Raw genomic sequence first — 23085 nt, forward strand, 5'->3', positions numbered from 1 at the left:
GAAAACGTCCAAAAGCGATACAAACGGGCTGTCAGCCTCTGTAAGGGAGCTGATGCGGATGACGGTCACCTTCCACGTGCTCGGCCCGCTGGAGGTCCGCCGCGACGGGCAACCCGTCCGGATCTCCGGCAGGAAGCCCCGGCTGCTGCTCGCCACGCTGCTGCTCGACCCGGGCCGGGTGGTGGCCGCCGACCTGCTGGCCGAGGTGCTCTGGGCGCAGCGGCCGCCGCGCTCGGCGCAGGCCAACCTGCGCACGTACGCAAGCTCGCTCCGCGCCGACCTCGGCGACGTGCTGCGTTCCGACGGCGGCGGCTACGCCATCGACGTGACCGCGTCCGAGCTGGACCTGCTGGCCTTCGAGGAACTGGTCGACCAGGGCGAGTACGACGCCGCGCTCGCCTTATGGCGCGGCGCGCCGTTATGCGACCTGCCCGGCAGCCCCGTCTGGGACCGCCGCATCGAAGCGCTGCGCGACCTGCGCGCGCGTGCCGCCGAGGCGCTGATCGAGCGGCGCATCGTGGCGGGCGACCACGACGGCGCGGTCTCGGAGCTGCGCGGCCTGCTGGCCGAGCAGCCCTACCGGGAGGACCTGTGGGGGCGGCTGCTGCTCACCCTGCACCGCGGCGGCAGGAAGGCCGAGGCGCTGCGGGCCTACGCCGCCGTGCGCGCCCGGCTGGTGGACGAGCTGGGCGTCGAGCCGGGGATCGAGCTGCGCAGCGCGTACGAGCTGATTCTCGCCGACGAGAGCGCGTCCGTCGTGCCCCGGCAGCTCCCGCCCGACCTGCCCGACTTCACCGGCAGGGCCGAGGAGGTGGCGGCACTCAGCCGGCCGCATCCCGTCGCGGTCGTCTCGGGGCCGCCCGGCTGCGGCAAGTCGGCACTGGCCGTGCACGCAGGGCACAGATTGCGCGCGGCGTACCCGGCCGGGCAGCTCTACCTGGAGCTCGGCGACCGCGAGCCGGGCGACCTGCTGGCCGAGGCGCTGCGGGCGCTGGGCGTCGCCGCGCCGCCGCCGACGCCGGCCGAGCGGTCGGCGCTGCTGCGCTCGCTGCTGGCCGAGCGTCCCATGCTGGTGCTGCTCGACGACGCCCGCGACGCCGCCCAGGTGCGCCCGCTGCTGCCCGGCAACGGCAGCGCCGTCATCGTCACCAGCCGGCGCCGGATCACCGAGCTGCCGGGGACCGCGTTCGTCCAGCTCGGGCCGCTCGCGCCCGAGGAGGCGCTGGCGCTGCTCGCGAAGGTCGCCGGCGCGGACCGGGTCGCCAGGGAACGCGAGGCGGCGCTCGCCATCGTCGCCGCCTGCGGCCACCTGCCGCTCGCCGTCAGGAACGCGGGCGCCCGCCTGGCCGCCCGCCCCGGCTGGCCGCTGTCGGTGCTGCGGCAGCGCCTGGAGGACGACCGGCTGGCCGAGCTGCGCGACGTACGCGAAGACCTCGACCGCGGGTACGCGCGCCTGCCCGGCGAGGCCGCCCGCACGCTCGCCACCCTCGGTCTGCTCGGCCCCGCCGCACAGCCCGGCTGGGTGATCGACGCCGCGCTCGGCCGCCACGGCTCGGGCGAGGTCACCGACCTGCTGGTGGAGGTCAACCTGCTGGACCCGGTCGGCACCGACGAGACCGGCCAGCCGCGCTACCGGGTGCCCGACCTGATCGCCGAGCACGCCAGGCGGCAGCCCGCCGACCGGGCGGCCGTGGGACGGGTGCTCGCCGCGTGGACCGCGACCGCCGAGCACGCCATGGCCCGCCTGCCGACCACGGTGTTCAGCCTCACCGCCGCAGGGGCGCCGCGCTGGCGGCTGCCCGGCGCCGTGCTCGACCGGCTCACCGCCGACCCGGTGACGTGGTTCGAAGCCGAGCACGAGACGCTGGCCGCGGCCGTGGAGACGGCGGCGGGCAACGGGCCCGCCGAGTCGGCGTGGGGGCTGGCCGCCGCGATGGTGCCGTACCTGGATCTGCGCTGCCATCTCGGCACCTGGCGGCGCACGCACACCGTCGCGCTGGCCGCCGCCCGCGCCGCCGGCGACCGCTACGGCGAGGCCGCCATGCTCAGGGGCCTCGCCCAGGTGGCGCTCTACCAGGACCGTTACGACGAGGCCGCCGACGCCTTCACCCGCTCCCGCCAGATCTTCCGCGACATGGGGGACCGCAGGGCCGAGGCCACCTCGATCTGCGGCCTCGGCGCGGTCAGCCAGTTCCGCGGCCGGCACGCGCAGGCCCTCGGCCACTTCCGGCAGGCCCTCGCGATCTTCGAAGCGACGGGGGACAAGCCCGGCGAGGCGTACGCCCGCCAGGCCATCGGCCGGGTGTGCCTGAAGTCGGGGGACCTCGCGCAGGCGTCCGAGTCGCTGGGCCTGGCCATGCGGCTCGCCCAGGAGCTGGGCGACTCCCACAGGGAGGGCTGCGTGTGCGTGCAGATGGGCCACCTGCACCGGGCCATCTCGTTCCACCGGCACGCGCTGGAGATCTTCGAATCGCTGGGCGACCGGCACTGTGGGGCGTACGCGCTGCAGAGCCTGGCCGGGCTGCAGGCGGCCAACGGCGACCTGGCCCGCGCCTCCTCCGGGCTCGAACGCGCGCTGCAGATCTTCCAGGAGCTGGGCGACCGCAGCGGGGAGGCGTCGAGCACGCAGCTCCTCGGCGAGCTGCACCGCTCGGCGGGGCGTACCGGGCTGGCGCGCGACTACCTCAGGCAGGCCGACGCCCTGCGCGCCACCCTGTGAGCCCCGCGGCCGGGACGCCGCGCGGCGGCGACCCCGATGCGCCCTACGCGCCTTGCGCTCTACGCGCCCTGCGCTCTACGAGCCTTGCGCGCTTTACGGCCGGGAGACGATGCGGCGGACGAACCTGGTGAGCCGCGACTTGTGCCGCCGGCCGGGCGGCGGCGGGGCGTCGCGCAGCGCCTGGAGCGCCTGTGCCGCCGTGGGCCGCTTGGCCGGGGAGTGGTCGAGCATCATGCGCACCACCTCGGGCACGTCCGGCCCCTGCGCGTCGGAGCTGGTCGGGAGCTGGCCGGTGAGCAGCTGGTAGGCGATGGCGCCGGCCGCGTAGACGTCGGACGCGGTGGTCATGAGGTCGGGCCGCTCCTGGCACTCGGGCGCCACATAGTGGGCGTCGAGCACGTTGCCCAGCTCGTGGGCCACCGTGTAGTTGCGCGGGCCCGGCTTGGCGTAGTCGAAGCCGGTCAGCACCGCGTGGCCGTCGTCGGTCACCAGCACCGACGCGGGCGTGAGCGCCCGGTGCACCACGCCGTGGAGGTGGGCGTGCGCCAGGCCGCGCAGCAGGTCGGTGATGACGCCCATCGGGGCGGCCTTGCCCATCGCCAGGTGCAGCGCCTCGCCGTGCACGTCGTCGAGCACCAGCACGAACCGGCTCTCGTCGTCGATCGCGAAGAAGTCGCGCGAGCGCACCACGCACGGATGCGGCGGGATGCGCGCCAGCGTCTGGTACGCGTTCGCGATGCGCTGCCGCTCGGCCGCCCGCGACTCCTGGTCGGCCAGCGGGTCGGCCTGGTAGACGCGCAGCAGCACGGTCTCGCTGCCCGGCAGCGTGGCGTTGAACGCCCGGTATTCGGTCACCTTGGAGTCGCCGCCGAGCTGCTCCTCCACCTCCCAGTTGCCGAACCTGGGCGGCGCGGTGCTGCGGCGCACGGTCTGGTTGAGCGCGTCGAGGACGGCCGTCATGTACGGCCGGATGTCGGGACTGCAGCCGCGCCGCACCCGCGACACGTCGCTCAGCGTCGCCACCAGGTGGGGCAGGTCGGTGACGTTGACCGCGTCGCGCCCGGCGGGATCGACCAGCTGGGCGTCCGGTGAGGTGAGCACGACCAGGCTGTCGACGTAGACCCGCTCAAGCTGGGTGGCGCGGGAGACCAGCAGGCCCTTGAGCGCCTTGGCGGTGCCCCGCAGCTTCGTCACCGGCGAGCCGAACGCCTCCCTGCGCGGCGGGAACCAGCGCGTGCCCGACACCTCGATGCGGCCCCTGGTGCCCTTGACGTCGACCACCACCAGCGAGTGGCCGGTCAGGACGAGCAGGTCCACCTCGAACACGTCGTGACCGCGCGGGACCTCGATGTTGTGCAGCAGCAGCCAGTCGGCGGGCGCGTGGTCGCGCAGATACGCGATCACGCGCCGCTCGGCGTCGTTGACCGGACGTCCCCCGCCGACGATCTCTGCCATGAACACTATCCTCGCACGGGATCGGGCCCGGATCTTCGCCGGGCGGCGAACCGCTCCCTTCGGCAATCGTGCACGTCATGCCCGGTGCCCCAGATCCTCGTACGAGGTCGCGGCGGTCCTTTCAAAAGCGTTTTCCTGCTGCCGGATACCAGCGCCAAGCGGCGGTCGATCGTTGTCCAAAGACCGGTGATCCTCCACCCCATACGCGGCGCGGCCCGGCGGCGGCACCGGTTCAATAGCGGATCCCGCGGAGTGCCGATCGCGCACCGCCTCCGCAGCGCCGGAAAAGCGACTCAAAAAATCCAGGCGGCTCCTTGACCTTGCCGAGAGATTTTCCAGTTGCGCTTTTCGAGGGTTCCCGTGATGGTTATTCGCGGCACCTAGCAGCCCTGCAACGAACGACCACGGCGTTCGTAAATTCACGCCGTTCCATGGAGGAAACAAAACATGATCCGTCGCATTCTGGCCGGTGCCGCTGTCGCGGCCGCGGCCTTCGGCTTCGCCGCGTCCGCCGCATCCGCGGACGTCGGGCCCAACGCGCACAACCGGGGGGCGAGCCTCGCCAGCCAGTTCCAGGTCGTGGACGATCTGCTCAACAATGTCGGGAACCACTCGCTGAACAACCTCGAGCTCCGCGTCCTCAGCGCCCTCGACGAGGTCAACGTCTCGCTGCTGAACAACAACCAGCCGCAGGTGAATGACCGGAACTTCAACACCCGCATCGACAACGGCGGCTCGCGCGCCCAGTAGCCCCGCCGGGCGCGCGGGCGACGACCCATCGCCCCCGCCGACCGGTGCACAGTAAAAGGTGCAGGCCCGCGAGGGCAATGACGTCGTCGAGACATCGGGCGTGCCCGCCGATATGCGGGCGCGGGTTTCCACCATCGTGACCGGCGAAACCTGATGTCAAAGAATCGAGGCGTCTTCTTGACCTCCATAAGGTCTTTCCGGGTTGCGGGCCCAGCCACCTACCGCGATTGTTATTCGCGGCACCTCGAAGCCCTGCACGAACGACTATGGCGCCGGAAATTCCGGGCCGTTCCATGGAGGAAAGCAAACATGATCCGTCGCATTCTGGCCGGTGCCGCTGTCGCGGCCGCTGCTCTTGGTTTCTCCGCGGCCGGCGCGTCCGCGGACGTCGGGCCCAACCCGTACAACGGGGGCCAGGCCGTCCTCAGCCAGTTCCAGATCCTGGACGACGTCCTCAACAACGTCGCCAACCACTCGCTCAACGACCTCGAGGTCAACATCCTCACGCTGCTCGACGAGGTGAACGTGAGCGCGCTGAACAACAACCAGCCGCAGGTCGGCAGCCACAACAAGGACACGAAGATCAAGAACGGCCAGGCGCAGGCCAGGTAAGACCGGTCGCGAGGCAGGGCAGGCGCGCCGGTCGCGCGACCGCGCGGCCGGCCGCCCCTCCCGCCTCATCCCGGTACGTCAGAGAACCGAACCGATCGTGGAGACTCGTGAGGCCACGGAGCGGTTCCCGGAGCGCCGCGCCGCAGCGGCAGGCGAAGTGAATCGCCCAGGACCGTACGACCGGCGCCGATGCCCCCGCCATCCGGAAATCGGCCGGAAAATATGCCGAACTGGAAATAGGCGTTCTCGGCGGAGGGCCGGAATCAACGCGGCCGGCCGGGAAACAGCACCATAGAAATCGCGCGCTCCTTGACCTCCATAACGAGTCGCATCTCCCATGTCGCCACGATCACCGTCAGCGGCGCCGCACAGCCCTGAACGAAAAAATCCGGCGTGGTCCTGCCGCGCCGCTTCATGGAGGAAAGCAACAATGATCCGTCGCATTCTGGCCGGTGCCGCCGTCGCGGCCGCCGCCTTCGGCTTCGCCGCGTCCGCCGCTTCCGCCGACGTCGGCCCCAACCCGCACAACAAGGGTCAGGCCCTGCTGACGCAGTGGCAGATAGCCGACGACGTCCTGAACAACCTGCTGAACCACTCGGCCAACGACCTCGAGATCGGCATCGTCCAGATCGTGGACGAGCTCAACGTGTCGCTGCTGAACAACAACCAGCCGCAGGTCGGTGACGGCAACGTCAACACCGACATCGACAACGGCCGCTCGCAGGCCCGGTAAGACCCTGGGCGAGCAGGCGGGGAGGGCGCGGCGGCCCCGCACCGGACGGGCCGCACGGCCAACCGCCCTCTTCTGACCTGGGTGACCCGGCAAGGCCGGCCGTGGAGACTCGCGAGGCCACGGTCCGGCCCTGCCGGTGGACCGAACGTTCGGTGATCCGTACGCCTCCGGCGCGATCCCACCCAAGGATCGCCCGGAGGCGTTCTGCGTTCTCCTGCCGTCTTCTCCTGCCGCCTTCTCTGGCCGCCTTCTCTGGCCGCCCTTTCCGGTGCCGGCAGGGTCACCGCTTGGTAGCGGCCACCTTTGAACGGGGTGCTCCGCCATGCCGGGCCGGCCCCTGAGGGGCGCACGGCCGGCTCTCCAGGAGGCGGACCGCTCTCCGCAGGTTGCGGCGGGTCAAAGACCGCGGGACACGTGGTCGCCGGAGTATCGGTGGCCGGTGACAGGCCGGGTGGCCGCGACCGTTCAGAGGCCGAAGGGCGTGGCCGGTCAGAGGCCGGGGTCGCCGCGGCCGACCTCCACGCGGACGAAGCCGAGCAGATCGGCGCGATCCAGCGGGTCGATGCGCACGTACGCGCCGGTGTGCGGCGCGTGCACGATGCGCTGATCGTCCACCGCCAGCGCCACGTGCTCGGGTCCCGGCGTCTTCTTGTCGCTGTCGTAGAAGACCAGGTCGCCTGGTTCCAGCAGGTCACGTGTGATCCTGACGCCCGCGCGCCACTGCTCGTACGTGGTGGTGCCGATGAGGGCGCCCGCACGCGCGTAGGCGTACTCGGTCAGGCCCGAGCAGTCGAAACCCTTGGTGGTGGCGCCGTGCCCGATGCCGTAGCCGGGGCCGTTCACCCCGCCGCCGCCCCACGAGTACGGCGTCCCGATCATCTCCAGCGCCGCCCGCAACGCGATCCCGCCCGCCACCGACCGGGCACCGGCGCTTGCAGGAGCGAGCACGCAGGCCGCCAGCACCGCCGCCACCAGCATGAGCACCGCCCCAGCCCGCCCCCGCCGCTCCGCCCGCACGCGCATCCATCGGCCCGGCGGCTTCCGCTGCTGCGTTCGCGCCCATCGGCCCTGTAGCGTTCGCGTCCGTCGGCCCGCTGGCTTCGGCTGCTGCGTTCGCATCCATCGGCCCGGTAGCGTCCGCTGCTCCGCTCGCGCCGAGCGCCCCTGGTGTTGCCGCTGCTCAGGCGGTATCCACTCGTCCGGCCGTGTCCGTCGCTCCGGCCGTGGGCGTCGGTCTGGCCGGCCCTGCCGTTCTTGTTGTCTCCGTTCCTGGTCCATGGCACATCCGCGCTCCCGATCCGAGCCGCGCCAGGGGCCGAGGTGGCCGCCCTGCCCGCAGTTGTCTCCTCTGTGGCTTTTCTCGTCTTCTATGCCGACAAAACGCCATGAGGCTACGTCTCCAATAAGGTGAAATTTCGCCTGAAAAAGGGCAGATCGCCATGCCTCAGAACCGCTTCATAGATCCTCGGTAAAGCCCGGACGCCCCGCCGGCGCGGCACCTCACAACACCGGACAGCCCCCGCGAGACCGCCAACTTCAGGTTTATCCGATAAAACGGTCATAATCCGACGAAAAATCCGATGCCCGGCATGTTTGGTGTAGCCTGGTTGCGGATTAAACGCCGGAAAGCGCGTGCGGGGGATCCACAGGTGCATACCGGCGACAACCCCCAGGAGAGAGCGTGTTGGGGGGTGCGGGGGAGCGTGAGCGTCCAGGAACGGCTGCTGTACCAGGACCGGCAGCTGACCATCACCACGGCCGCGCCGACGGGGCTGCCGCCCGTACCGGCGGTCGCGCTGGTCGGCGAGATCGACGCGACCAACAGCCGCGCGGTGGCCGGTGCCCTGGAGAGCATCCGCCAGGGCACCTACATCGTGGTGGACACCGGAAAGCTGACCTTCGTCGACGTGTCGGGCCTGCGCATGCTGGCGATGCCGACGGTGCCGCCGTCGGAGCGCTGGATCCGCCTCTACAACGTGACGCCCTACCAGCGCCGCCTGCTGCGGATGATGGGCTGGTTCTACCAGCCCAGGATCCACGCCCCTACGCCACAGGGCGGACGGCACCCGGCGGTCTGATCACCGCGGCCGACGTGCCGAGCCCGGTGGGCCCGTGGAAGCGCGATCGCGGTGCCTGGTGGTGCCGCAGCAGCGCGGGCTCGTCGTAGCGGTGGCACTTGTGGTGCCAGTTGAGTATCGCGGCCAGCCAGTCGCGCAGCTCGCCGAGGAAGCCGTCGAGGTCGCGCCGTGCCTCCTCGTCCAGGCCGAAGTCGTCGCAGACGATGGGCAGCTCGTTGGCCACGATGTGCTCGAACTGCCGCACCCGCGCGGCCATCAGGTCGTCCACGATGTTCAGCGCGGTCGGGTAGTCGCAGTCGAAGAAGTTCTGCACGACGAGGATCGCGTTGTGCACCTCGCCCTCGAACTCGATCTCCTTCTGGTACGAGAACACGTCGTTGATCAGCGTGCCCGCGTCCATCATGGCGTCGACCAGCGCGACCATCGGCCCGCTCGCGTAGAACTCCTCGGGGATGACCTTGGAGTGCCGCAGCCGGCTGAGGCTCATCGTGAGCTGCGAGCCGAACGTCGAGCGCCGCATCTCGACGTAGTCGACCGGGTCGGGGATGTGGTGGGCGATCTCGCCGGCCAGCTCCCACAGCCAGCTCTCGCCCATCGCCTCCACGGCCTCCCGCAGCTTCCGCCTGTCCTCCTGCGGCATCGGCCCCGCCGTACGCGCCCAGATGTCGGCGAGCGACCGCTCGAGCGCGTTGGCCGGCGGCGGCGCGGGCGTGCCGTCGAGCGGCATGAACGCCCCGAACCGTGCGACCGCGACCTTGGCGGCGGCCAGGTTGCGGGTGCGGCCGAAGACGACGGGGAAGTAGTCGTCGCCGTACGTCCCCCACGCCAGCCAGGCCGAGGCCAGGTCGAGCTCCTCGGGCGTGGCGTCGGGGTGGATGCCGGCGGCGCACAGCGGCAGGTCGTAGTCGACGAGCTTGGCCTCGTCCCAGACGGCGGGCCCGGCGACCCCGTACGGCGGCTCCAGGATGCCCATCTCGTGGCACCAGGTCACGAGGTTGCGCCGCGCCCGGTCGAGGTGGGGCGACAGGCGCAGCGGGAACGGCACGTACAGGTCGGGGATGCGCGACGGCCCGACCCGGCGGTACGGCACGTGCGTGAAGGAGCGCACCCGCTTGGCGCCCAGCAGGTCGATCATCGACGACATGCCGAGCGGCTTGCCCGCCCCGGCCCGCTCGTTCATGTAGCGGCTCGAGCGCATGTGCCACTCGTGCCCGCCGGCCTGCCAGTCCTGCAGCCCCTTCACGTACGCCGCGACCCCGGCGGCGCTGAGCGGATCGATGCCGTGCTCGATGAACAGCGGCCCCAGCTCGAAGAGCGCGGTGTGCTCGAACTGCTGCAGGCGCGAGGTCAGCAGGTCGTTGACCGCGTTCGCGGCCTCCTGCGTGGAGCAGCCGAGGAACCGCTCCAGCACCAGCACCCCGTTGCTCAGCTCGCCTTCCTCGGTGACCTCGCGCTGGTAGGAGAACAGGTCGTTGCGCAGGTGCACGGCGTCGGAGAAGGCGTCCTTGAGCACCCGCAGCGGCCGGCTCTCCGCGATCCGCGCCGGGATCTCCGCGCCGACCGCGTGCTCCACGAGCCCGGCCGACCAGGGCGCGCCGCCGACCTTGCGCCGCATCTCGATGTACTCGACGGGGTTGGCGACCCGGCCCCTGTTGATGTTGGCCAGCTCCCACAGCGACTCGTTCAGCAGGTTGCGGGTGCTCTCGGCGAAGCGGGCCCGCCAGGCGAGCGACATGCTCGGCACCGTACGCGGCCACAGGTCGGCCAGGCCCGCCTCCACCGGGTTCTGCGGCTCGGGCACGCTCAGGTCCGCACCCATCGGCATGAATCGGGCCAGCCGCGCCAGGTACTCCTTGCCGCCCGCCAGGTCGCCGGTGCGCTTGAAGAACTCGAGGAAGTGGTCGTCGAAGAAGAACACCCACACGTACCAGTCGGTGATCAGGCTCAGCTCGGTGGCGTCGCAGTCGGGGTGGGTGTAGGCGCACATCAGCGGATAGTCGTGGGCGTCGAGGTCGGCCTGCTCCCAGACGCCCGAGCCTTCGAGCATGCCCATGTCGCGCGCCCACTGTTCGGAGTGCACGCGCGCCTCGTCCAGGTGCCGGTTGAGCCGGGCGGGATACGGCAGGTAGAAGTCCGGCAGTTCGAACGGCTGCGTCATGGTCGACTCCTTCGCGTCATCACGGGGTCCGGGCGGCAAGCGGCCCCGCCCGCCGGGGCGGCGGACGGGGCCGTGGAACGTTCTAACCGATGCGGCCGAGCTCGACGTCCTCCAGCACGCCCAGCGCGTCGGGCACCAGGACGGCGGCCGAGTAGTAGACGCTGACCAGGTACGAGATGACGGCCTTCTCGTTGATCCCCATGAAACGCACCGACAGGCTCGGCTGGTACTCGTCGGGGATGCCGGTCTGGTGCAGGCCGACGACGCCCTGGTTCTCCTGGCCGGTGCGCATCAGCAGGAACGACGTGGTCCGCGCGTTGCTGATCGGGATCTTGTTGCACGGGAAGATCGGGATGCCCCGCCAGGCCGGCACGCGGTGGCCGTTCACCTCGGTCGACTGCGGGTAGACGCCGCGCTTGCTGCACTCGCGGCCGAACGCGGCGATGGCCTGCGGGTGCGCGAGGAAGAACGAGGGCTCCTTCCACACCGTGGACAGCAGGTCGTCGAGGTCGTCCGGGGTGGGAGGGCCGGAGCGGGTGCGGATGCGCTGGCTGAAGTCGGCGTTGTGGAGCAGGCCGAAGTCGCGGTTGTTGATCAGCTCGTCCTCCTGGCGTTCGCGCAGGGCCTCGATGGTGAGGCGGAGCTGCTGATCGAGCTGGCTCATCGGCTGGTTGTACAGGTCGGAGACGCGGCTGTGCACGCGCAGGACGGTCTGGGCGACGCTCAGCTCGTACTCGCGGGGGCTTGTCTCGTAGTCCACGAACGTGCCGGGCAGCTCGGCCTCGCCGACGTGGCCCGCCGACAGCTTGATCGCGGCCTCGCCGTAGTCGTTCTGGGCGCGCGAGCCGCTGGTGCGCCAGCGTTCGACGTGCTCGCGCAGCGCGGGCGAGCGCTCGGCGATCTGCTCGTAGTCCTGCTTCGAGAGCGTCAGGATGGTGGTGGTGGTCTTGGCGCGGGCGCTGAAGTCGTACCTGCCGCCCTCGGCGAGCGTCTGCTCGCCGAGGTAGTCGCCGTCGGCCAGCACGCCGAGGCTCTGCTCGTCGCCGTACGCGCCGCGCCCGACCTTCGCCACCCGCCCGTGGGCGATGAGCACCAGCCGGTCCACCTCGCCGCCCTCGGCGACGATCTCCTCGTCGGGTGCGACCTCGTGCTGGGTGAAGCGGTCGGCCAGCGCCTGCAGCACCTCCATGTCGTCGAAGCCGCGCAACATCGGCAGCTCCGTCAGCTCGGCCGGGATCACCCGCACGTCGGCGCCGGTGGCGCTGAAGGTGATGCGGCCATCGCCCAGTGTGTACGTCAGCCGCCGGTTCACCCGGAACACGCCGCCGGAGCACTGGACCCACGGCAGCAGCCGCAGCAGCCAGCGCGTGGTGATCTCCTGCATCTGCGGCGGCGTCTTGGTCGTCGTCGCGAGCTGTTTCGCCGCGTCGGTACTGAGGCTGAGCTGCCCGTTGCCGTTGACGCCGTTGCCGTTGCTCGGCGCGGTGGAGTGGGTCGTTTCTGTCATCTCGTGCACCACCAATCTCTATGTGCGGACTAGCCGGGGTTGCGGGATGAACGGAGTTCGAGCGGCAGGGAGAACGTGAGCGTCTCCTCGGTCAGGGTCACCGGCTCGACGTCGGCGAACCCGCGGGCCGAGAGCCAGTCGAGTAATCCGGCGACCAGCGGCTCGGGCACGGACGCGCCGGAGCTGACGCCGACCGTGCGCACGCCGTCGAGCCAGCGCTCGTCGGCGTCGGCGGCCCGGTCGATCAGGTGGGCGGCGTCCGCGCCCGCGTTCAGCGCCACCTCGACCAGCCGCCGCGAGTTGGAGGAGTTGGCCGAGCCGACCACGATGACCAGCTCGCACTCGGGCGCGATCATGGCGACCGCCTCCTGGCGGTTCTGGCTGGCGTAGCAGATGTCGTCGCTGGGCGGATCGACCAGGCCGGGGAAGCGGTCGCGCAGCCCGGCGACCGCCCGCATCGTCTCGTCCACGGCCAGCGTGGTCTGCGATATCCAGCTCACCGGCGCGGAGCCGTCGAGCGTCAGCTCCTCCGGCCTGGCCGGGTCCATGACGTGGATGCGTTCCGGGGCCTCGCCGACCGTGCCCTCGACCTCTTCGTGCTCGGCGTGGCCGATGAGCACGATCTGGTGCCCGGCCTCGGCCATCCTGGCCGCCTCCTTGTGCACCTTGGTGACGAGCGGGCAGGTGGCGTCGACGGTGCGCAGGCCGCGCAGGCCCGCCGCCTCCTTGACCGCGGGGGAGACGCCGTGCGCGGAGAACACGACGAGCGCGCCGTCGGGCACCTCGTCCAGCTCCTCCACGAACACCACGCCCCGCCGGGTCAGGTCGTCCACCACGAACGTGTTGTGCACGATCTGCTTGCGCACGTAGACCGGCGGGCCGAAGCGCCGCAGCGCCTCCTCGACGGTGACGATCGCGCGTTCGACGCCCGCGCAGTAGCCGCGCGGGGCCGCGAGCAGCACCCGTCCCATGGGGGATCCCCTCACTTGCTGCGGTGTGCGAGCTGGTCGGCCATCTCGGCGAGCACGCCGGCCGCCTCGGGCTTGATCTGCGCCTCGTTCAGCGCCGCCACGGCCTGGCGGACGCGGTCTTCGATCATGCTCTCGACCCTGGCCAGCGCGCCGGTGTCGATGAGGATGCGGCGCACCTCCTCGGCGCGCTCCTCGGTCAGCTCGGGGTTGCCGTGCCAGGTCCGCAGGTGGGCGAGCTGGGCGGGGGAGGCGTGCTGCACGGCGTGGGCGTACATCACGGTCTGCTTGCCCTCGCGCAGGTCGTCGAGCGCCGACTTGCCGGTCTCGTCGGCCGAGCCGAACGTGCCGAGCACGTCGTCGCGAAGCTGGAACGCCTCGCCGAGCGGCACCCCGAACCTGGAGTAGGAGTCGAGCAGGTCGGGCGGGGCGCCGGCCAGCGCGCCGCCTATCTGCAGCGGCCGCTCGACGGTGTACTTCGCGCTCTTGTAGCGGATCACGGTCAGCGCCTGCGCCTCGGTCGCGCCCGCGCGGAGCTGGGCGAGCACGTCGAGGTACTGGCCGCTGATGACCTCGGTGCGCATGGCGTCGAACAGGTGGTGCGCGGCGCGCAGCCGGGCCGGCTCGATGCCGCAGGACGACAGCAGGGTGTCGGACCAGGCCAGGCTCAGCGTGCCGAGCAGGATCCCCCCGGCCCTGCCGAACGCCTCCGCACCCGGCCCTTTGTGCAGGGCCGACAGGCTGCGGTGCACGGTGGCCTGCCCGCGGCGCAGCTCGCTGCCGTCCATGATGTCGTCGTGGATCAGCAGGCCCGCGTGGCACAGCTCGAGAGCGGCGGCCGCGGTGATGATCTCCTCGCAGTCGTCGCCGCCCGCGCCGCGCCAGCCCCAGTAGCACAGCTGCGGCCGCACCCGCTTGCCGCCGCCGAGGATGAAGTCCGCGAGCAGCCCGTACGCCGCCTCGACGGAGGGATCGGAGACCGGGTCGCCCCAGGCGTCGAGGAACTCGCCGAGCCGTTTGTCGATGCGGGAACCGAGGGAGTGCTGCGGGAAGCTCACCGGCATGCGCGCGGCCCTTCTGTCGTCCGTCACTACCCCTAGTTACTCACCCGATACGCAGTGTGTAAAGTATCTTTTGTTGCCTGAGTTTTCTTTTGCCACCGCAGTCACACGGCCAGGGGGTGTCATGGCGACGCTGCTGCCCCAGGTGTCCACCCCCGATGACCTGCGGGCCATGCCCACAGGGCTGCTGCCGTCGCTGGCCCGCGAGATCCGTGACTTCCTCATCGAGAAGGTGAGCGCGAGGGGCGGCCACCTGGGCTCCAATCTCGGCGTCGTCGAGCTGACGATCGCGCTGCACCGGGTCTTCGACTCGCCTGACGACGTCATCCTCTTCGACACCGGCCATCAGGCGTACGTCCACAAGATCCTCACCGGGCGCCGCGACGCCTTCGACGAGCTGCGCGTGCGCGGCGGGCTGAGCGGCTACCCGAGCAGGGCCGAGTCGCCGCACGACCACGTCGACGGCTCTCACTCCTCCACCGCGCTCGCCTACGCCGACGGCATGGCCAAGGCGCGCAGGCTGGCCGGCGAGGGCGGCAGGTCGGTGGTCGCGGTGGTCGGCGACGGCGCGCTCACCGGTGGCGTGGCCTGGGAGGCGCTCAACAACCTCGGCGCCGACCCGGGCCTGCCGGTCGTCGTCGTGCTCAACGACAACGGCCGCTCCTACGCGCCCACCGTGGGCGGCTGCGCCGAGCACCTGACCCGGCTGCGTACCGAGCCGGGCGTCTCGGTGTTCGAAAGCCTCGGGCTGCGCTATCTCGGCCCCGTCGACGGCCACGACATCGCCGCACTGGAGCAGGCGCTGCGCACGGCCCGCGAGCTGCGCGGTCCCGTCGTCGTCCACTGCGTCACCCGCAAGGGGCGCGGCTACGGCCCCGCCGTGCAGGACCTCGACCAGCACCTGCACGCCATCCCCGTCTCCGACCCGGCGACGGGACGGCCGCTGTCACCGGTGGGCGGCACGTGGACGCACGCGTTCTCCGAATTTCTGTGCGCGCTGGGCGAGCGCCGCCGCGACCTGGTCGCGGTCACCGCGGCCATGCCGGGGCCGACCGGGCTCGCGGCGTTCGGGCGGCGCTTTCCCGGGCGCATGTTCGATGTCGGCGTCGCCGAGCAGCACGCCATGGCCTCGGCGGCCGGCATGGCGATGAGCGGGCTGCATCCGGTGGTCGCGATCCACGCGGCGTTCCTCGGCCGGGCGGTCGACCAGGTGCTGATGGACGTCGCGCGGCACCGGCTTCCGGTGACGATCGTGCTCGACAGGGCCGGGATCACCGGGCCCGACGGGCCGGGCCACCACGGCATGTGGGACCTCGCGACGCTCGCGGTCGTCCCCGGGCTGCGGGTGGCCGCGCCGCGCGACACCGTACGCCTGGGCGAGCTGCTGGAGGAGGCGGTCGCCTGCGAGGGGCCCACCGCGCTGCGCTTCCCCAAGGCGACCGCCGGTGTGGAGATCCCGCCGGTCGGCAGCGTCGGCGAGGTGGACGTGCTGGTCTCCGGCGGGAAAGACGTGCTGCTGGTGGCCGTGGGCCCGATGGCCGGGCCGTGCCTGAGCGCGGCGGCGCTGCTCGCGGAGTCGGGCGTCGGCGCGAGCGTGGTCGATCCGCGGTGGGTCATGCCGGTCTCCGATGGACTGCGCAGGGCGCTCGGCGGTAGCCGGCTGGTGGTGACCGTCGAGGACGGCGTCGCCTCCTCGGGGGTCGGCGCGCTGGTGCGCCAGGCGTGCGGGCCCGGCCAGGGCGTGCTCAACCTCGGGCTGCCGTGCGCGTTCATCGGCCAGGGCGGGCGCTCGGAGCTGCTGGCCGAGGCCGGGCTGACCGGTGAGGGCATCGCACGCGCCGCCGGCGACGCCCTGCGCGCCCTCGGCCGGGCCTGACGCGGGTCGGCGGCCGCCCGGCGCGCGCCGCTGTTTGGCGTTCTATGTGGGGGTATGCGGCCTTTGTGCCCCCGGCTTCGAGGAGACGAGCATGAAGGCAGTCACCTGGCACGGCAAGCGCGACGTACGGGTCGAGCAGGTGCCCGACCCGGCCATCAAGGAGCCCAACGACGCGATCATCAGGGTCACCAGCACCGGGATCTGCGGCTCCGACCTGCACCTGTACGAGGTGCTCGGCCCCTTCATGACCGAGGGCGACATCCTCGGGCACGAGCCCATGGGCGTGGTCGAAGAGGTCGGCTCCGCCATCACCACGCTCAAGCCCGGCGACCGCGTCGTCATCCCGTTCAACATCTCCTGCGGACACTGCCACATGTGCGGCCTCGAGCTGTACGCGCAGTGCGAGACGACCCAGGTGCGCGACCAGGGCATGGGCGCCGCGCTGTACGGCTACACCAGGCTGTACGGCCAGGTCCCCGGCGGGCAGGCCGAGTACCTGCGGGTGCCCGAGGCCCAGTTCGGCCCCATCAAGGTCCCGGAGGGGCCGCCCGACGAGCGCTTCGTCTACCTGTCGGACGTGCTGCCCACCGCCTGGCAGGCCGTCGCGTGGGCCGACATCCCCGAGGGCGGCAGCGTCACCGTGTACGGCCTCGGCCCGATCGGCCAGATGTGCGCCCGCATCGCCCGCCACCTCGGCCACCGCGTGATCGGGGTGGACGGCGTCATCGCCCGGCTGGAGATGGCCCGCCGCCACGGCATCGAGGTCATCGACGCGAGCGAGGTCGCCGACGTCCCCGGCGAGGTCAGGGAGCGCACGTCGGGGCGCGGCACCGACTCCGTCATCGACGCGGTCGGCATGGAGGCGCACGGCTCGCCCGGTGCCAAGCTCGCCCAGACCCTCACGGGGCTGCTGCCCGACGCGGTGGCCGCGCCGCTCATGGCCAACGCCGGCGTCGACCGGCTGCACGCGCTCCACCAGGCCATCGACACCGTCAGGCGCGGCGGCGTCATCTCCATCACCGGCGTCTACGGCGGCATGACCGACCCGCTGCCGATGCTGCGCATGTTCGACAAGGGCATCACGCTGCGCATGGGGCAGGCGCACGTCAAGCGCTGGATCAGCCCGCTGATGCCGCTGCTCACCGGCGACGGCGACCCGCTCGGCGTGATGGACCTCGCCACCCACCGGCTCTCGCTCGACCAGGCGCCGCAGGCGTACGAGATGTTCCAGAAGAAGGCGAACGGCGCGGTGAAGATCCTGCTACAGCCCTGAGCTCGGGTTTCGCCGCCCATGGCCAGGGCAGCGGTGCTGCCATGAGAGTCGTAGTGGTGGGAGCCACGGGAAACGTGGGCACCAGCGTGGTGCGTGCGCTGAGCACGGACGACGACGTGACCTCCATCGTCGGGGTCGCCCGCAGGCTGCCCGGCTGGCAGGCCGGGCGCACCGAATGGCGGCAGGCCGACGTGGCCACCGCCGACCTGACCAGGATCTTCGACGGCGCCGACGCGGTGGTCCACCTGGCCTGGCTGTTCCAGCCGACCAGGGACCCCGCCGTCACCTGGCGGGCGAACGTGCTGGGCAGCATGCGCGTCTTCCGCGCCGCCGCCGAGGCCGGGGTGCGGGCGCTGGTGCACGCCTCGTCGGTGGGCGCGTACTCGCCGGGGCCCAAGGACCGTCCCGTGGACGAGAGCTGGCCCACGCACGGCTGGCCGGGTGCGGCGTACGGGCGGGAGAAGGCGTACGTGGAGCGGGTGCTCGACGTCTTCGAGCACGACCACCCGAACATCCGCGTCGTGCGCATGCGGCCCGGCTTCATCTTCCAGCGGGCGGCCGCCACCGAGCAGCGCCGGCTGTTCGCGGGGCCTCTGGTGCCCCGGCGGCTCATCAGAGCGGGGCGGGTGCCGTTCGTGCCGGACATCCCCGGCCTGCGGCTGCAGGTGCTGCACGCCGAGGACGCGGCCCAGGCGTACCGGCTGGCCGTGACCAAGCCCGTGCGCGGGGCGTTCAACCTCGCCGCGGAGCCCGTGCTCGACCCGCAGGACCTGGCGGACATGCTGGGCACGCGCACGCTGAAGGTGCCGCCGCGGCTGGCCATGGCGGCGGTGAGCGCGGGCTGGACCCTGCGGCTCTTCCCGGCCTCGCCCGGCCTGCTCGAACTCGCGCTGCGCATCCCGCTGATGAAGACCGACCGGGCCCGCGACGTGCTCGGCTGGACGCCGCGGTACTCCTCGCACGAGGCGATGCGTGAGCTCTTCGAAGGGCTGCGCGAGGGCGCGGGCATGGACACCGCGCCGCTGGCCCCCGACAAGGGACCCGCGGGACGGGTACGCGAAATGGCGTCCGGCATGGGCAAACGCCCGTAGATCTCTAACTTTGTGTAAATCCCCGCGGTCCGGGAAATGAAGGACACGCGAGGTCCTGAAGCGCGGCCTGTGTCGGAATTGGCACGGAGGAGCGCATGCGCGTGTTGTTCAGCCAGACCTTCACCACCGACGACATCAGCGGGCTGCGCCACGAGGTCGCCGGACACGCCAGGAGCTGCGGGCTGCACGGCGTCCGGCTCGACGACTTCGTCCTCGCCGTCCACGAGAGCGTGGTCAACGCCGTCGAGCACGCGGGCGGCATCGGCCACCTGCGGCTGTGGACGGCCGACGGCGTGCTCAGGGCCGAGACGAGCGACCACGGCGCGGGCATCCCCCAGCCGTACGTGGACGGCGACAAGCAGGCATCCGACCAGGACAGCAGCGGACGCGGCCTGTACCTGATGCGCCGCCTGTGCGACGCGGCCGACCTGCGCACCGGGCCCGAAGGCACCAGCGTGCTGCTCACCATGCGGTTACCGCCCGCCGCCGGGCACCCCGTACGCAGGGGCATGCGGTGGATCAGGGTGGCCGCCCCCGGGGACGGGTACTCCGGCTGCTTCACCGCCTGATCGCGAAACCGTCCCGCGCGGCTCACCGGCACGGCCGCCGGGTAGGCTCGAAGGGACGGAGAGGATCACCACGTGAGCGCCGACATGCCAGCATCCGGCATCATCGCTCCCGTCCGGCGTCTCGGCCGGCGGGAGTTCGATTTCGAGCGCCAAGTCGCGATCATGGCCATCGTCAACAGGACGCCCAACTCCTTCCACGACCGGGGCCGCACCTTCGCGCTCGACCAGGCGGTCGCGGCGGCCACCAAGGCCGTCGACGAAGGGGCCGACTGGGTCGACATCGGCGGCTTCGCCTTCAGCGCCGCCCAGGCCCCGATCAGCGCGGCCGAGGAGATCGACCGGGTGGTGCCCGTCATCGCCGAGGTCAGAGCCGCCACCGACGCCGTGATCTCGGTCGACACCCACCGCCCCGAGGTCGCCGAGGCGGCCGTCGCGGCCGGCGCCGACGTCATCAACGACACCAACGGCCTGCGCGAACCGGGCATCGCCGAGGTCGCCGCGGCCACCGGCGCCGCCGTGGTCGTCACCCACAGCCTGGGCGGGCCCGGCCGGCGGGTGCTGCGGCCCAGCTACGGCGACGTCGTCACCGAGGTGGCCGGCTTCCTGCGCGAACGGGTCGAGTACGCGCTCAAGGCCGGCATCGCGCCCGAGAAGATCATCATCGACCCCGGCCACGACCTCAACAAGAACACCTTCCACTCGCTCGAGCTGACCCGCCGCCTGGAGGAGATCACCGCCATCGGCTACCCCACGCTGGTGGCGCTGTCCAACAAGGACTTCATCGGCGAGACGCTCGACCGGCCCCAGGGCGAGCGCAAGGAGGGCACCATCGCCGCCAATGTGATCGCCGTACTCAAGGGCGCGCGCATCCTGCGCGTGCACGACGTCGCCGCCACCGTCGCCTCCGTGCGCATGACCGAGGCCGTGCTCGGCTGGCGCGCCCCGCTGGCCCCCCGCCACAACCTTGCATGAGGAGGACCCGTACGTGACGCAGCGCAAGCCCATCGGGATGCCGTTCGAAAGCTGGATAGACCGGCAGATCCGCGAGGCTGAGGAGCGCGGCGAGTTCGACGATCTGCCCGGCAAGGGCAAACCGCTGTCCGACCAGGGCAAGCCGCTCGACGAGAACTGGTGGGTCAAGCAGAAGATCGCAAGCGAAGGGCTGGCGATGCCGCTGCCCCCGTCGCTGCAGCTGCGCAAGGACGCCGAGATCGCGCTCGCCGAGGCGCGTGGCGCCCGCAGCGAGGCCGAGGCGCGGCGCATCATCGAGGAGATCAACCAGCGGATCCGCGAGGCGATCAGGACCGGGCTCTCGGGGCCGCCGCTCAACATGATGCCGTTCGACGTGGACGCGGTCGCCGCCGAATGGCGCCGCACCCACTCCTGACCCGGCCCGCGCCTTTCCGCCGGAGCCGGCCCGTGTCGCCCGCTGTGTCGCCCGCCGTGTCGCCCGCTGTGTCGCCCGCTGGGGCAGAGCGGACCCGCCGCACTGGTGCGGGCGTGCGGAAGCGGGGCCCGGTGTGGGGACCGGACCCCGCTTCGGGAGTCGAGGGACCCGGGTCAGGCGAGTCCCTCAGGCCGGCCGTCGCCTCGGGTCAGGCGGGGTTCGGGCCGGCCGGGCCTGTCAGTCGATGGGCGGGTAGGCGTTGGCGAGCAGCTCGCGGAACTGAGCCGAGAACCACTGGCCGGAGATCGGCGCGTCGGGCAGCGCACCCGTGTAGTTGTAGCCGTTGAGCTCGTTGCCCTGGTACGTCGGGTCGCACATGCGGTCGAACCGCTTGCCCTCGTCGTTGTCGATCTCCTGGCTGGAGCCGTCGGACTCGCCCGGCGGCTTGATCCACACGTAGGCGTCGAAGCCGGGAGCGGGCGAGGCGGTCGGGCGCTCACCCATGCCGGCACCGCTCTGGTTGCACCAGTTGCCGGCGTGGATGCGGCGGTCGATGCGCGACTGGTCGACGAACTCGTCCACCTGGGTCGACGAGCTCGGGCCGGTGGGCCGGTCGGAGCCGCCCCAGCCGTTGCGCGAGGTGTCGATCAGCATGCCGAGCCCGGAGCGGAAGCCCTTGGCGATCAGGGCGCTGCGCAGGTCGGAGGCGAAGGACTGCTCGTCCACGTAGTAGTTCCAGTCCACCCACTTGGACTGGCGGACCGACTGGCCGTTCACCGTGGTGTTGATGGTGAAGTGCGGCTCGACCGTGGCCGAGTAGTTGGCGGTGTTGACGATGAAGCCGTCCACGCTGTCCACGCCGTCGGCGGTGCCGGCCACGGTCTCGTAGAACAGGTTCACGGCGGGCTGGAAGTTCGAGTCCCAGCCGAGCCAGGCGTGGTGGGCGGCGTCGAGGTAGGTGTAGACGTTGGGGATCGCGTGGAGCTGGTCGAGCGCGTACCGGATGCCGTCCCGGTAGCCGCCGGTGCCGTTGGCCTCGCGGCAGTCGGCGAACCTGTCGAGGTTGGTGACGAGGTTCGGCAGCGAGTCGGGCTCGATGATGGTGACGATGCGCAGGTTGGAGTAGGCGGAGTCGCTGAGGATCTCGGCGATCGGGTCGATGTACTCCGACTTGTAGCGGTTGAAGCCGTTCTCCGAGATGCGCAGCTCACCGTTGGAGGCCAGCGCCGAGCAGTCGCGGTTGGGCAGGTTGTAGACGACGATCTGGATGGTCAGCGGCGCGGAGCCGTTGGCGGCGTCCTGCCTGACGGCCTCGTCCAGGTGCGCGCGCAGGCCCATGGCGCCGCCCGCGCCCTCGATGGCGGCGATGCGGTCGAGCCACACGGCGGTGGAGATGTTCGCGACGGCGCTGCCGCCGGGCTCGTTCGCGGCCTTGCTGCTCCAGTCGGGGTTGACGTAGCCGGTGGCGCCCTCGTACGGGTTGTCGACGTGGGTGGGCGTGGAGACGCCGTCGTCGTCGGCCTCGGTGGCGGTGACCGTGCGCGGGGTCAGGCCGTCGGCGGCCACGGTGAAGGTGCGCGAGCCGTTCACCGAGTCATCGTCCTGCGCGGCCGCCAGGGTGACCGTCTGCGGGGTGTCCCAGTTGCTCGGCGTGAAGGTGAGCGAGTCGCCGTCGCTGACGGTGAGGTCGGAGTCGCCGCTGCCGGCCGTCGTGGTGACGGTCACGTCGGAGGACGGCTCGGCGGCGAGGCGCACGGTGAACGTGGCGGTCGAGCCCTCGGGGACGGTCACCGAGGTCGGCGTCACGATGATCGCCTGCTCCACCGTGGCGTCGTCGTCCACCTCGGTCGCGGTGAACGTGGCGCCGGTGACGCCGTTGCCCGTGACGCTGAAGGTGGCGGTGCCCGCTTCGTCGTCGTCGTCCTGGGCGGCGGCCAGCGTGATGGTCTGCGGGGTGTCCCAGTTGCTCGGCGTGAAGGTGAGCGTGGCGCCGGTCTCGACCGTCAGGTCCTCGTCGCCGCTGACGCGGGCGGTGGTGAGGGTGATGGTCGAGGTGGGCTCCTCCGACAGGCGGGCGGTGAGCGAGGCCGTGCCGCCCTCCTCGACGGCCACGGAGCTGGCCGAGAGGATCACCGCGGGCTCGGCGGGGGTCTGCGTGTCACCGCAGGGGGTGCCGTTGACGGTGAAGGACGTGGGCTCGGGGTTGCTGCCGGTCCAGGTGCCGTTGAAGCCGATCGAGACGGAGTCGCCGGTGGCCAGGTCGCCGTTGTACGGCATGCTGGTGGCGGTGACGTGGGCGCCCGACTGGCTCCAGTTCGCACCCCAGCCGCTCGGGGTGTACTGCTGGCCCGTGGTCGGGAAGTCGAACTCCAGCGACCACGACGACAGCGGATCACCGGTGTTCTTGAGCGTGATGTTCGCGGTGAAACCGCCCTGATCCTGGCCGCTCGTCCACGAGTTGGCTGTGTAGGTGACGTCGCAGGCGACGGCGGCGTTCGCCGCGGTACTCTGGCCGGCGACGAGTCCTAAGGCCGCGACGCTCGCGGCTGTCATGGTCACGGCCCATTTGCGGAGGCCGCGGTGGAGTCTCACTTGCGATCATCTCCAGTGGCTAGGTGGCTGGGAGCGCTCCCATGGTCTGCCGCACTCGCCACGGTGTACAGCGGCCGCTTCTCCGCGAGCCCTCAGCCGCGCCACATGCTCGTCTAATGCCCCGGAATGCAGATGAAACTTTCATCCCGGGCAACCAGGTGAGAGGAAACGCGGGGGTTACCGCGATGCCATTCCGTTGACATACGGGCAGCGTCACCCACAATCCCGTTTGGGAGCGCTCCCACAATTCCTACTC

Annotated in this window: 19 protein-coding genes; 11 read left to right on the top strand and 8 right to left on the bottom strand. The window is 71.4% G+C overall.

Features of this window, described 5'->3' with window-relative positions:
- Positions 1-58: 58 nt before the first annotated feature.
- Complete coding sequence (locus ACGFIM_RS19760) at positions 59-2719, top strand: BTAD domain-containing putative transcriptional regulator (protein ID WP_393202148.1); 2661 nt, start codon at positions 59-61, stop codon at positions 2717-2719.
- 93 nt (positions 2720-2812) lie between these two features.
- Here ACGFIM_RS19760 and ACGFIM_RS19765 read toward each other — a convergent pair whose 3' ends face one another.
- Positions 2813-4174, bottom strand: coding sequence for an NERD domain-containing protein (locus ACGFIM_RS19765; protein ID WP_393202150.1), 1362 nt, complete (start codon positions 4172-4174; stop codon positions 2813-2815).
- Between the two features lie 447 nt (positions 4175-4621).
- Here ACGFIM_RS19765 and ACGFIM_RS19770 point away from each other — a divergent pair, with 447 nt between their 5' ends.
- Positions 4622-4924 (top strand): hypothetical protein, encoded by a 303-nt coding sequence (locus ACGFIM_RS19770; RefSeq protein WP_393202152.1) that lies wholly within the window; start codon positions 4622-4624, stop codon positions 4922-4924.
- Positions 4925-5233: 309 nt separating this feature from the next.
- Positions 5234-5536, top strand: coding sequence for a hypothetical protein (locus tag ACGFIM_RS19775; RefSeq protein ID WP_393202154.1), 303 nt, complete (start codon positions 5234-5236; stop codon positions 5534-5536).
- A gap of 263 nt (positions 5537-5799) precedes the next feature.
- On the opposite strand, the gene ACGFIM_RS19780 is transcribed toward ACGFIM_RS19775, so the two are convergent.
- Entirely contained in the window at positions 5800-5952 is a 153-nt protein-coding gene (locus ACGFIM_RS19780; protein ID WP_393202156.1) for a hypothetical protein, read from the bottom strand.
- 14 nt (positions 5953-5966) lie between these two features.
- On the opposite strand from ACGFIM_RS19780, the gene ACGFIM_RS19785 reads away from it, so the two are divergent.
- Positions 5967-6269: a hypothetical protein gene (locus tag ACGFIM_RS19785; protein WP_393202158.1), complete on the top strand. Its 303-nt coding sequence runs from the start codon at positions 5967-5969 to the stop codon at positions 6267-6269.
- A 489-nt stretch (positions 6270-6758) separates the two neighbouring features.
- On the opposite strand, the gene ACGFIM_RS19790 is transcribed toward ACGFIM_RS19785, so the two are convergent.
- Entirely contained in the window at positions 6759-7286 is a 528-nt protein-coding gene (locus ACGFIM_RS19790) for a C40 family peptidase (RefSeq protein WP_393202160.1), read from the bottom strand.
- 686 nt (positions 7287-7972) lie between these two features.
- Here ACGFIM_RS19790 and ACGFIM_RS19795 point away from each other — a divergent pair.
- Positions 7973-8347 (top strand): STAS domain-containing protein, encoded by a 375-nt coding sequence (locus tag ACGFIM_RS19795; RefSeq protein ID WP_393202162.1) that lies wholly within the window; start codon positions 7973-7975, stop codon positions 8345-8347.
- Here ACGFIM_RS19795 and ACGFIM_RS19800 read toward each other — a convergent pair.
- The 4 genes from ACGFIM_RS19800 to ACGFIM_RS19815 all read right to left on the bottom strand — a co-directional run bounded on the left by ACGFIM_RS19800 (position 8313) and on the right by ACGFIM_RS19815 (position 14071).
- Positions 8313-10505: a germacradienol/geosmin synthase gene (locus tag ACGFIM_RS19800; protein ID WP_393202164.1), complete on the bottom strand. Its 2193-nt coding sequence runs from the start codon at positions 10503-10505 to the stop codon at positions 8313-8315. The genes ACGFIM_RS19795 and ACGFIM_RS19800 overlap by 35 nt on opposite strands.
- 82 nt (positions 10506-10587) lie before the next feature.
- Positions 10588-12012 (bottom strand): family 2B encapsulin nanocompartment shell protein, encoded by a 1425-nt coding sequence (locus ACGFIM_RS19805; protein ID WP_393202166.1) that lies wholly within the window; start codon positions 12010-12012, stop codon positions 10588-10590.
- Positions 12013-12041: 29 nt separating this feature from the next.
- Positions 12042-12983: a 4-hydroxy-3-methylbut-2-enyl diphosphate reductase gene (locus ACGFIM_RS19810; protein WP_393202168.1), complete on the bottom strand. Its 942-nt coding sequence runs from the start codon at positions 12981-12983 to the stop codon at positions 12042-12044.
- 11 nt (positions 12984-12994) lie between these two features.
- Positions 12995-14071: a polyprenyl synthetase family protein gene (locus ACGFIM_RS19815; protein WP_393202170.1), complete on the bottom strand. Its 1077-nt coding sequence runs from the start codon at positions 14069-14071 to the stop codon at positions 12995-12997.
- Between the two features lie 94 nt (positions 14072-14165).
- On the opposite strand from ACGFIM_RS19815, the gene ACGFIM_RS19820 reads away from it, so the two are divergent.
- The 6 genes from ACGFIM_RS19820 to ACGFIM_RS19845 all read left to right on the top strand — a co-directional run bounded on the left by ACGFIM_RS19820 (position 14166) and on the right by ACGFIM_RS19845 (position 20237).
- Positions 14166-15917 (top strand): 1-deoxy-D-xylulose-5-phosphate synthase, encoded by a 1752-nt coding sequence (locus ACGFIM_RS19820; RefSeq protein WP_393202172.1) that lies wholly within the window; start codon positions 14166-14168, stop codon positions 15915-15917.
- A gap of 91 nt (positions 15918-16008) precedes the next feature.
- Positions 16009-17190: a zinc-dependent alcohol dehydrogenase gene (locus tag ACGFIM_RS19825; RefSeq protein WP_393202174.1), complete on the top strand. Its 1182-nt coding sequence runs from the start codon at positions 16009-16011 to the stop codon at positions 17188-17190.
- Positions 17191-17231: 41 nt separating this feature from the next.
- Positions 17232-18281 (top strand): NAD-dependent epimerase/dehydratase family protein, encoded by a 1050-nt coding sequence (locus tag ACGFIM_RS19830; protein WP_393202176.1) that lies wholly within the window; start codon positions 17232-17234, stop codon positions 18279-18281.
- 95 nt (positions 18282-18376) lie between these two features.
- Positions 18377-18850, top strand: coding sequence for an ATP-binding protein (locus tag ACGFIM_RS19835; protein ID WP_393202178.1), 474 nt, complete (start codon positions 18377-18379; stop codon positions 18848-18850).
- Between the two features lie 72 nt (positions 18851-18922).
- Positions 18923-19822 (top strand): dihydropteroate synthase, encoded by a 900-nt coding sequence (gene folP / locus ACGFIM_RS19840; protein WP_393202180.1) that lies wholly within the window; start codon positions 18923-18925, stop codon positions 19820-19822.
- 13 nt (positions 19823-19835) lie between these two features.
- Positions 19836-20237, top strand: coding sequence for a DUF1992 domain-containing protein (locus ACGFIM_RS19845; protein WP_393202182.1), 402 nt, complete (start codon positions 19836-19838; stop codon positions 20235-20237).
- Positions 20238-20474: 237 nt separating this feature from the next.
- Here ACGFIM_RS19845 and ACGFIM_RS19850 read toward each other — a convergent pair whose 3' ends face one another.
- On the bottom strand, positions 20475-22790 hold the full coding sequence (locus ACGFIM_RS19850) for a glycoside hydrolase family 6 protein (RefSeq protein ID WP_393202184.1): 2316 nt from the start codon (positions 22788-22790) through the stop codon (positions 20475-20477).
- Between the last annotated feature and the right edge of the window lie 295 nt (positions 22791-23085).

This window comes from Nonomuraea sp. NPDC049309 (assembly GCF_043196965.1).
GTDB classification, from domain to species: domain Bacteria; phylum Actinomycetota; class Actinomycetes; order Streptosporangiales; family Streptosporangiaceae; genus Nonomuraea; species Nonomuraea fastidiosa.

What these genes read in the sequence shown, in the direction of transcription:
- ACGFIM_RS19805 (WP_393202166.1), bottom strand. Translation starts at nt 12,012, where the DNA reads ATGACAGAAACGACCCACTCCACCGCGCCGAGCAACGGCAACGGCGTC.
- ACGFIM_RS19850 (WP_393202184.1), bottom strand. Translation starts at nt 22,790, where the DNA reads ATGACAGCCGCGAGCGTCGCGGCCTTAGGACTCGTCGCCGGCCAGAGT.
- ACGFIM_RS19780 (WP_393202156.1), bottom strand. Translation starts at nt 5,952, where the DNA reads ATGAAGCGGCGCGGCAGGACCACGCCGGATTTTTTCGTTCAGGGCTGT.
- ACGFIM_RS19800 (WP_393202164.1), bottom strand. Translation starts at nt 10,505, where the DNA reads ATGACGCAGCCGTTCGAACTGCCGGACTTCTACCTGCCGTATCCCGCC.
- ACGFIM_RS19820 (WP_393202172.1), top strand. Translation starts at nt 14,166, where the DNA reads ATGGCGACGCTGCTGCCCCAGGTGTCCACCCCCGATGACCTGCGGGCC.
- ACGFIM_RS19825 (WP_393202174.1), top strand. Translation starts at nt 16,009, where the DNA reads ATGAAGGCAGTCACCTGGCACGGCAAGCGCGACGTACGGGTCGAGCAG.
- ACGFIM_RS19835 (WP_393202178.1), top strand. Translation starts at nt 18,377, where the DNA reads ATGCGCGTGTTGTTCAGCCAGACCTTCACCACCGACGACATCAGCGGG.
- ACGFIM_RS19770 (WP_393202152.1), top strand. Translation starts at nt 4,622, where the DNA reads ATGATCCGTCGCATTCTGGCCGGTGCCGCTGTCGCGGCCGCGGCCTTC.
- ACGFIM_RS19830 (WP_393202176.1), top strand. Translation starts at nt 17,232, where the DNA reads ATGAGAGTCGTAGTGGTGGGAGCCACGGGAAACGTGGGCACCAGCGTG.
- ACGFIM_RS19810 (WP_393202168.1), bottom strand. Translation starts at nt 12,983, where the DNA reads ATGGGACGGGTGCTGCTCGCGGCCCCGCGCGGCTACTGCGCGGGCGTC.
- ACGFIM_RS19785 (WP_393202158.1), top strand. Translation starts at nt 5,967, where the DNA reads ATGATCCGTCGCATTCTGGCCGGTGCCGCCGTCGCGGCCGCCGCCTTC.
- ACGFIM_RS19765 (WP_393202150.1), bottom strand. Translation starts at nt 4,174, where the DNA reads ATGGCAGAGATCGTCGGCGGGGGACGTCCGGTCAACGACGCCGAGCGG.
- ACGFIM_RS19760 (WP_393202148.1), top strand. Translation starts at nt 59, where the DNA reads ATGACGGTCACCTTCCACGTGCTCGGCCCGCTGGAGGTCCGCCGCGAC.
- ACGFIM_RS19775 (WP_393202154.1), top strand. Translation starts at nt 5,234, where the DNA reads ATGATCCGTCGCATTCTGGCCGGTGCCGCTGTCGCGGCCGCTGCTCTT.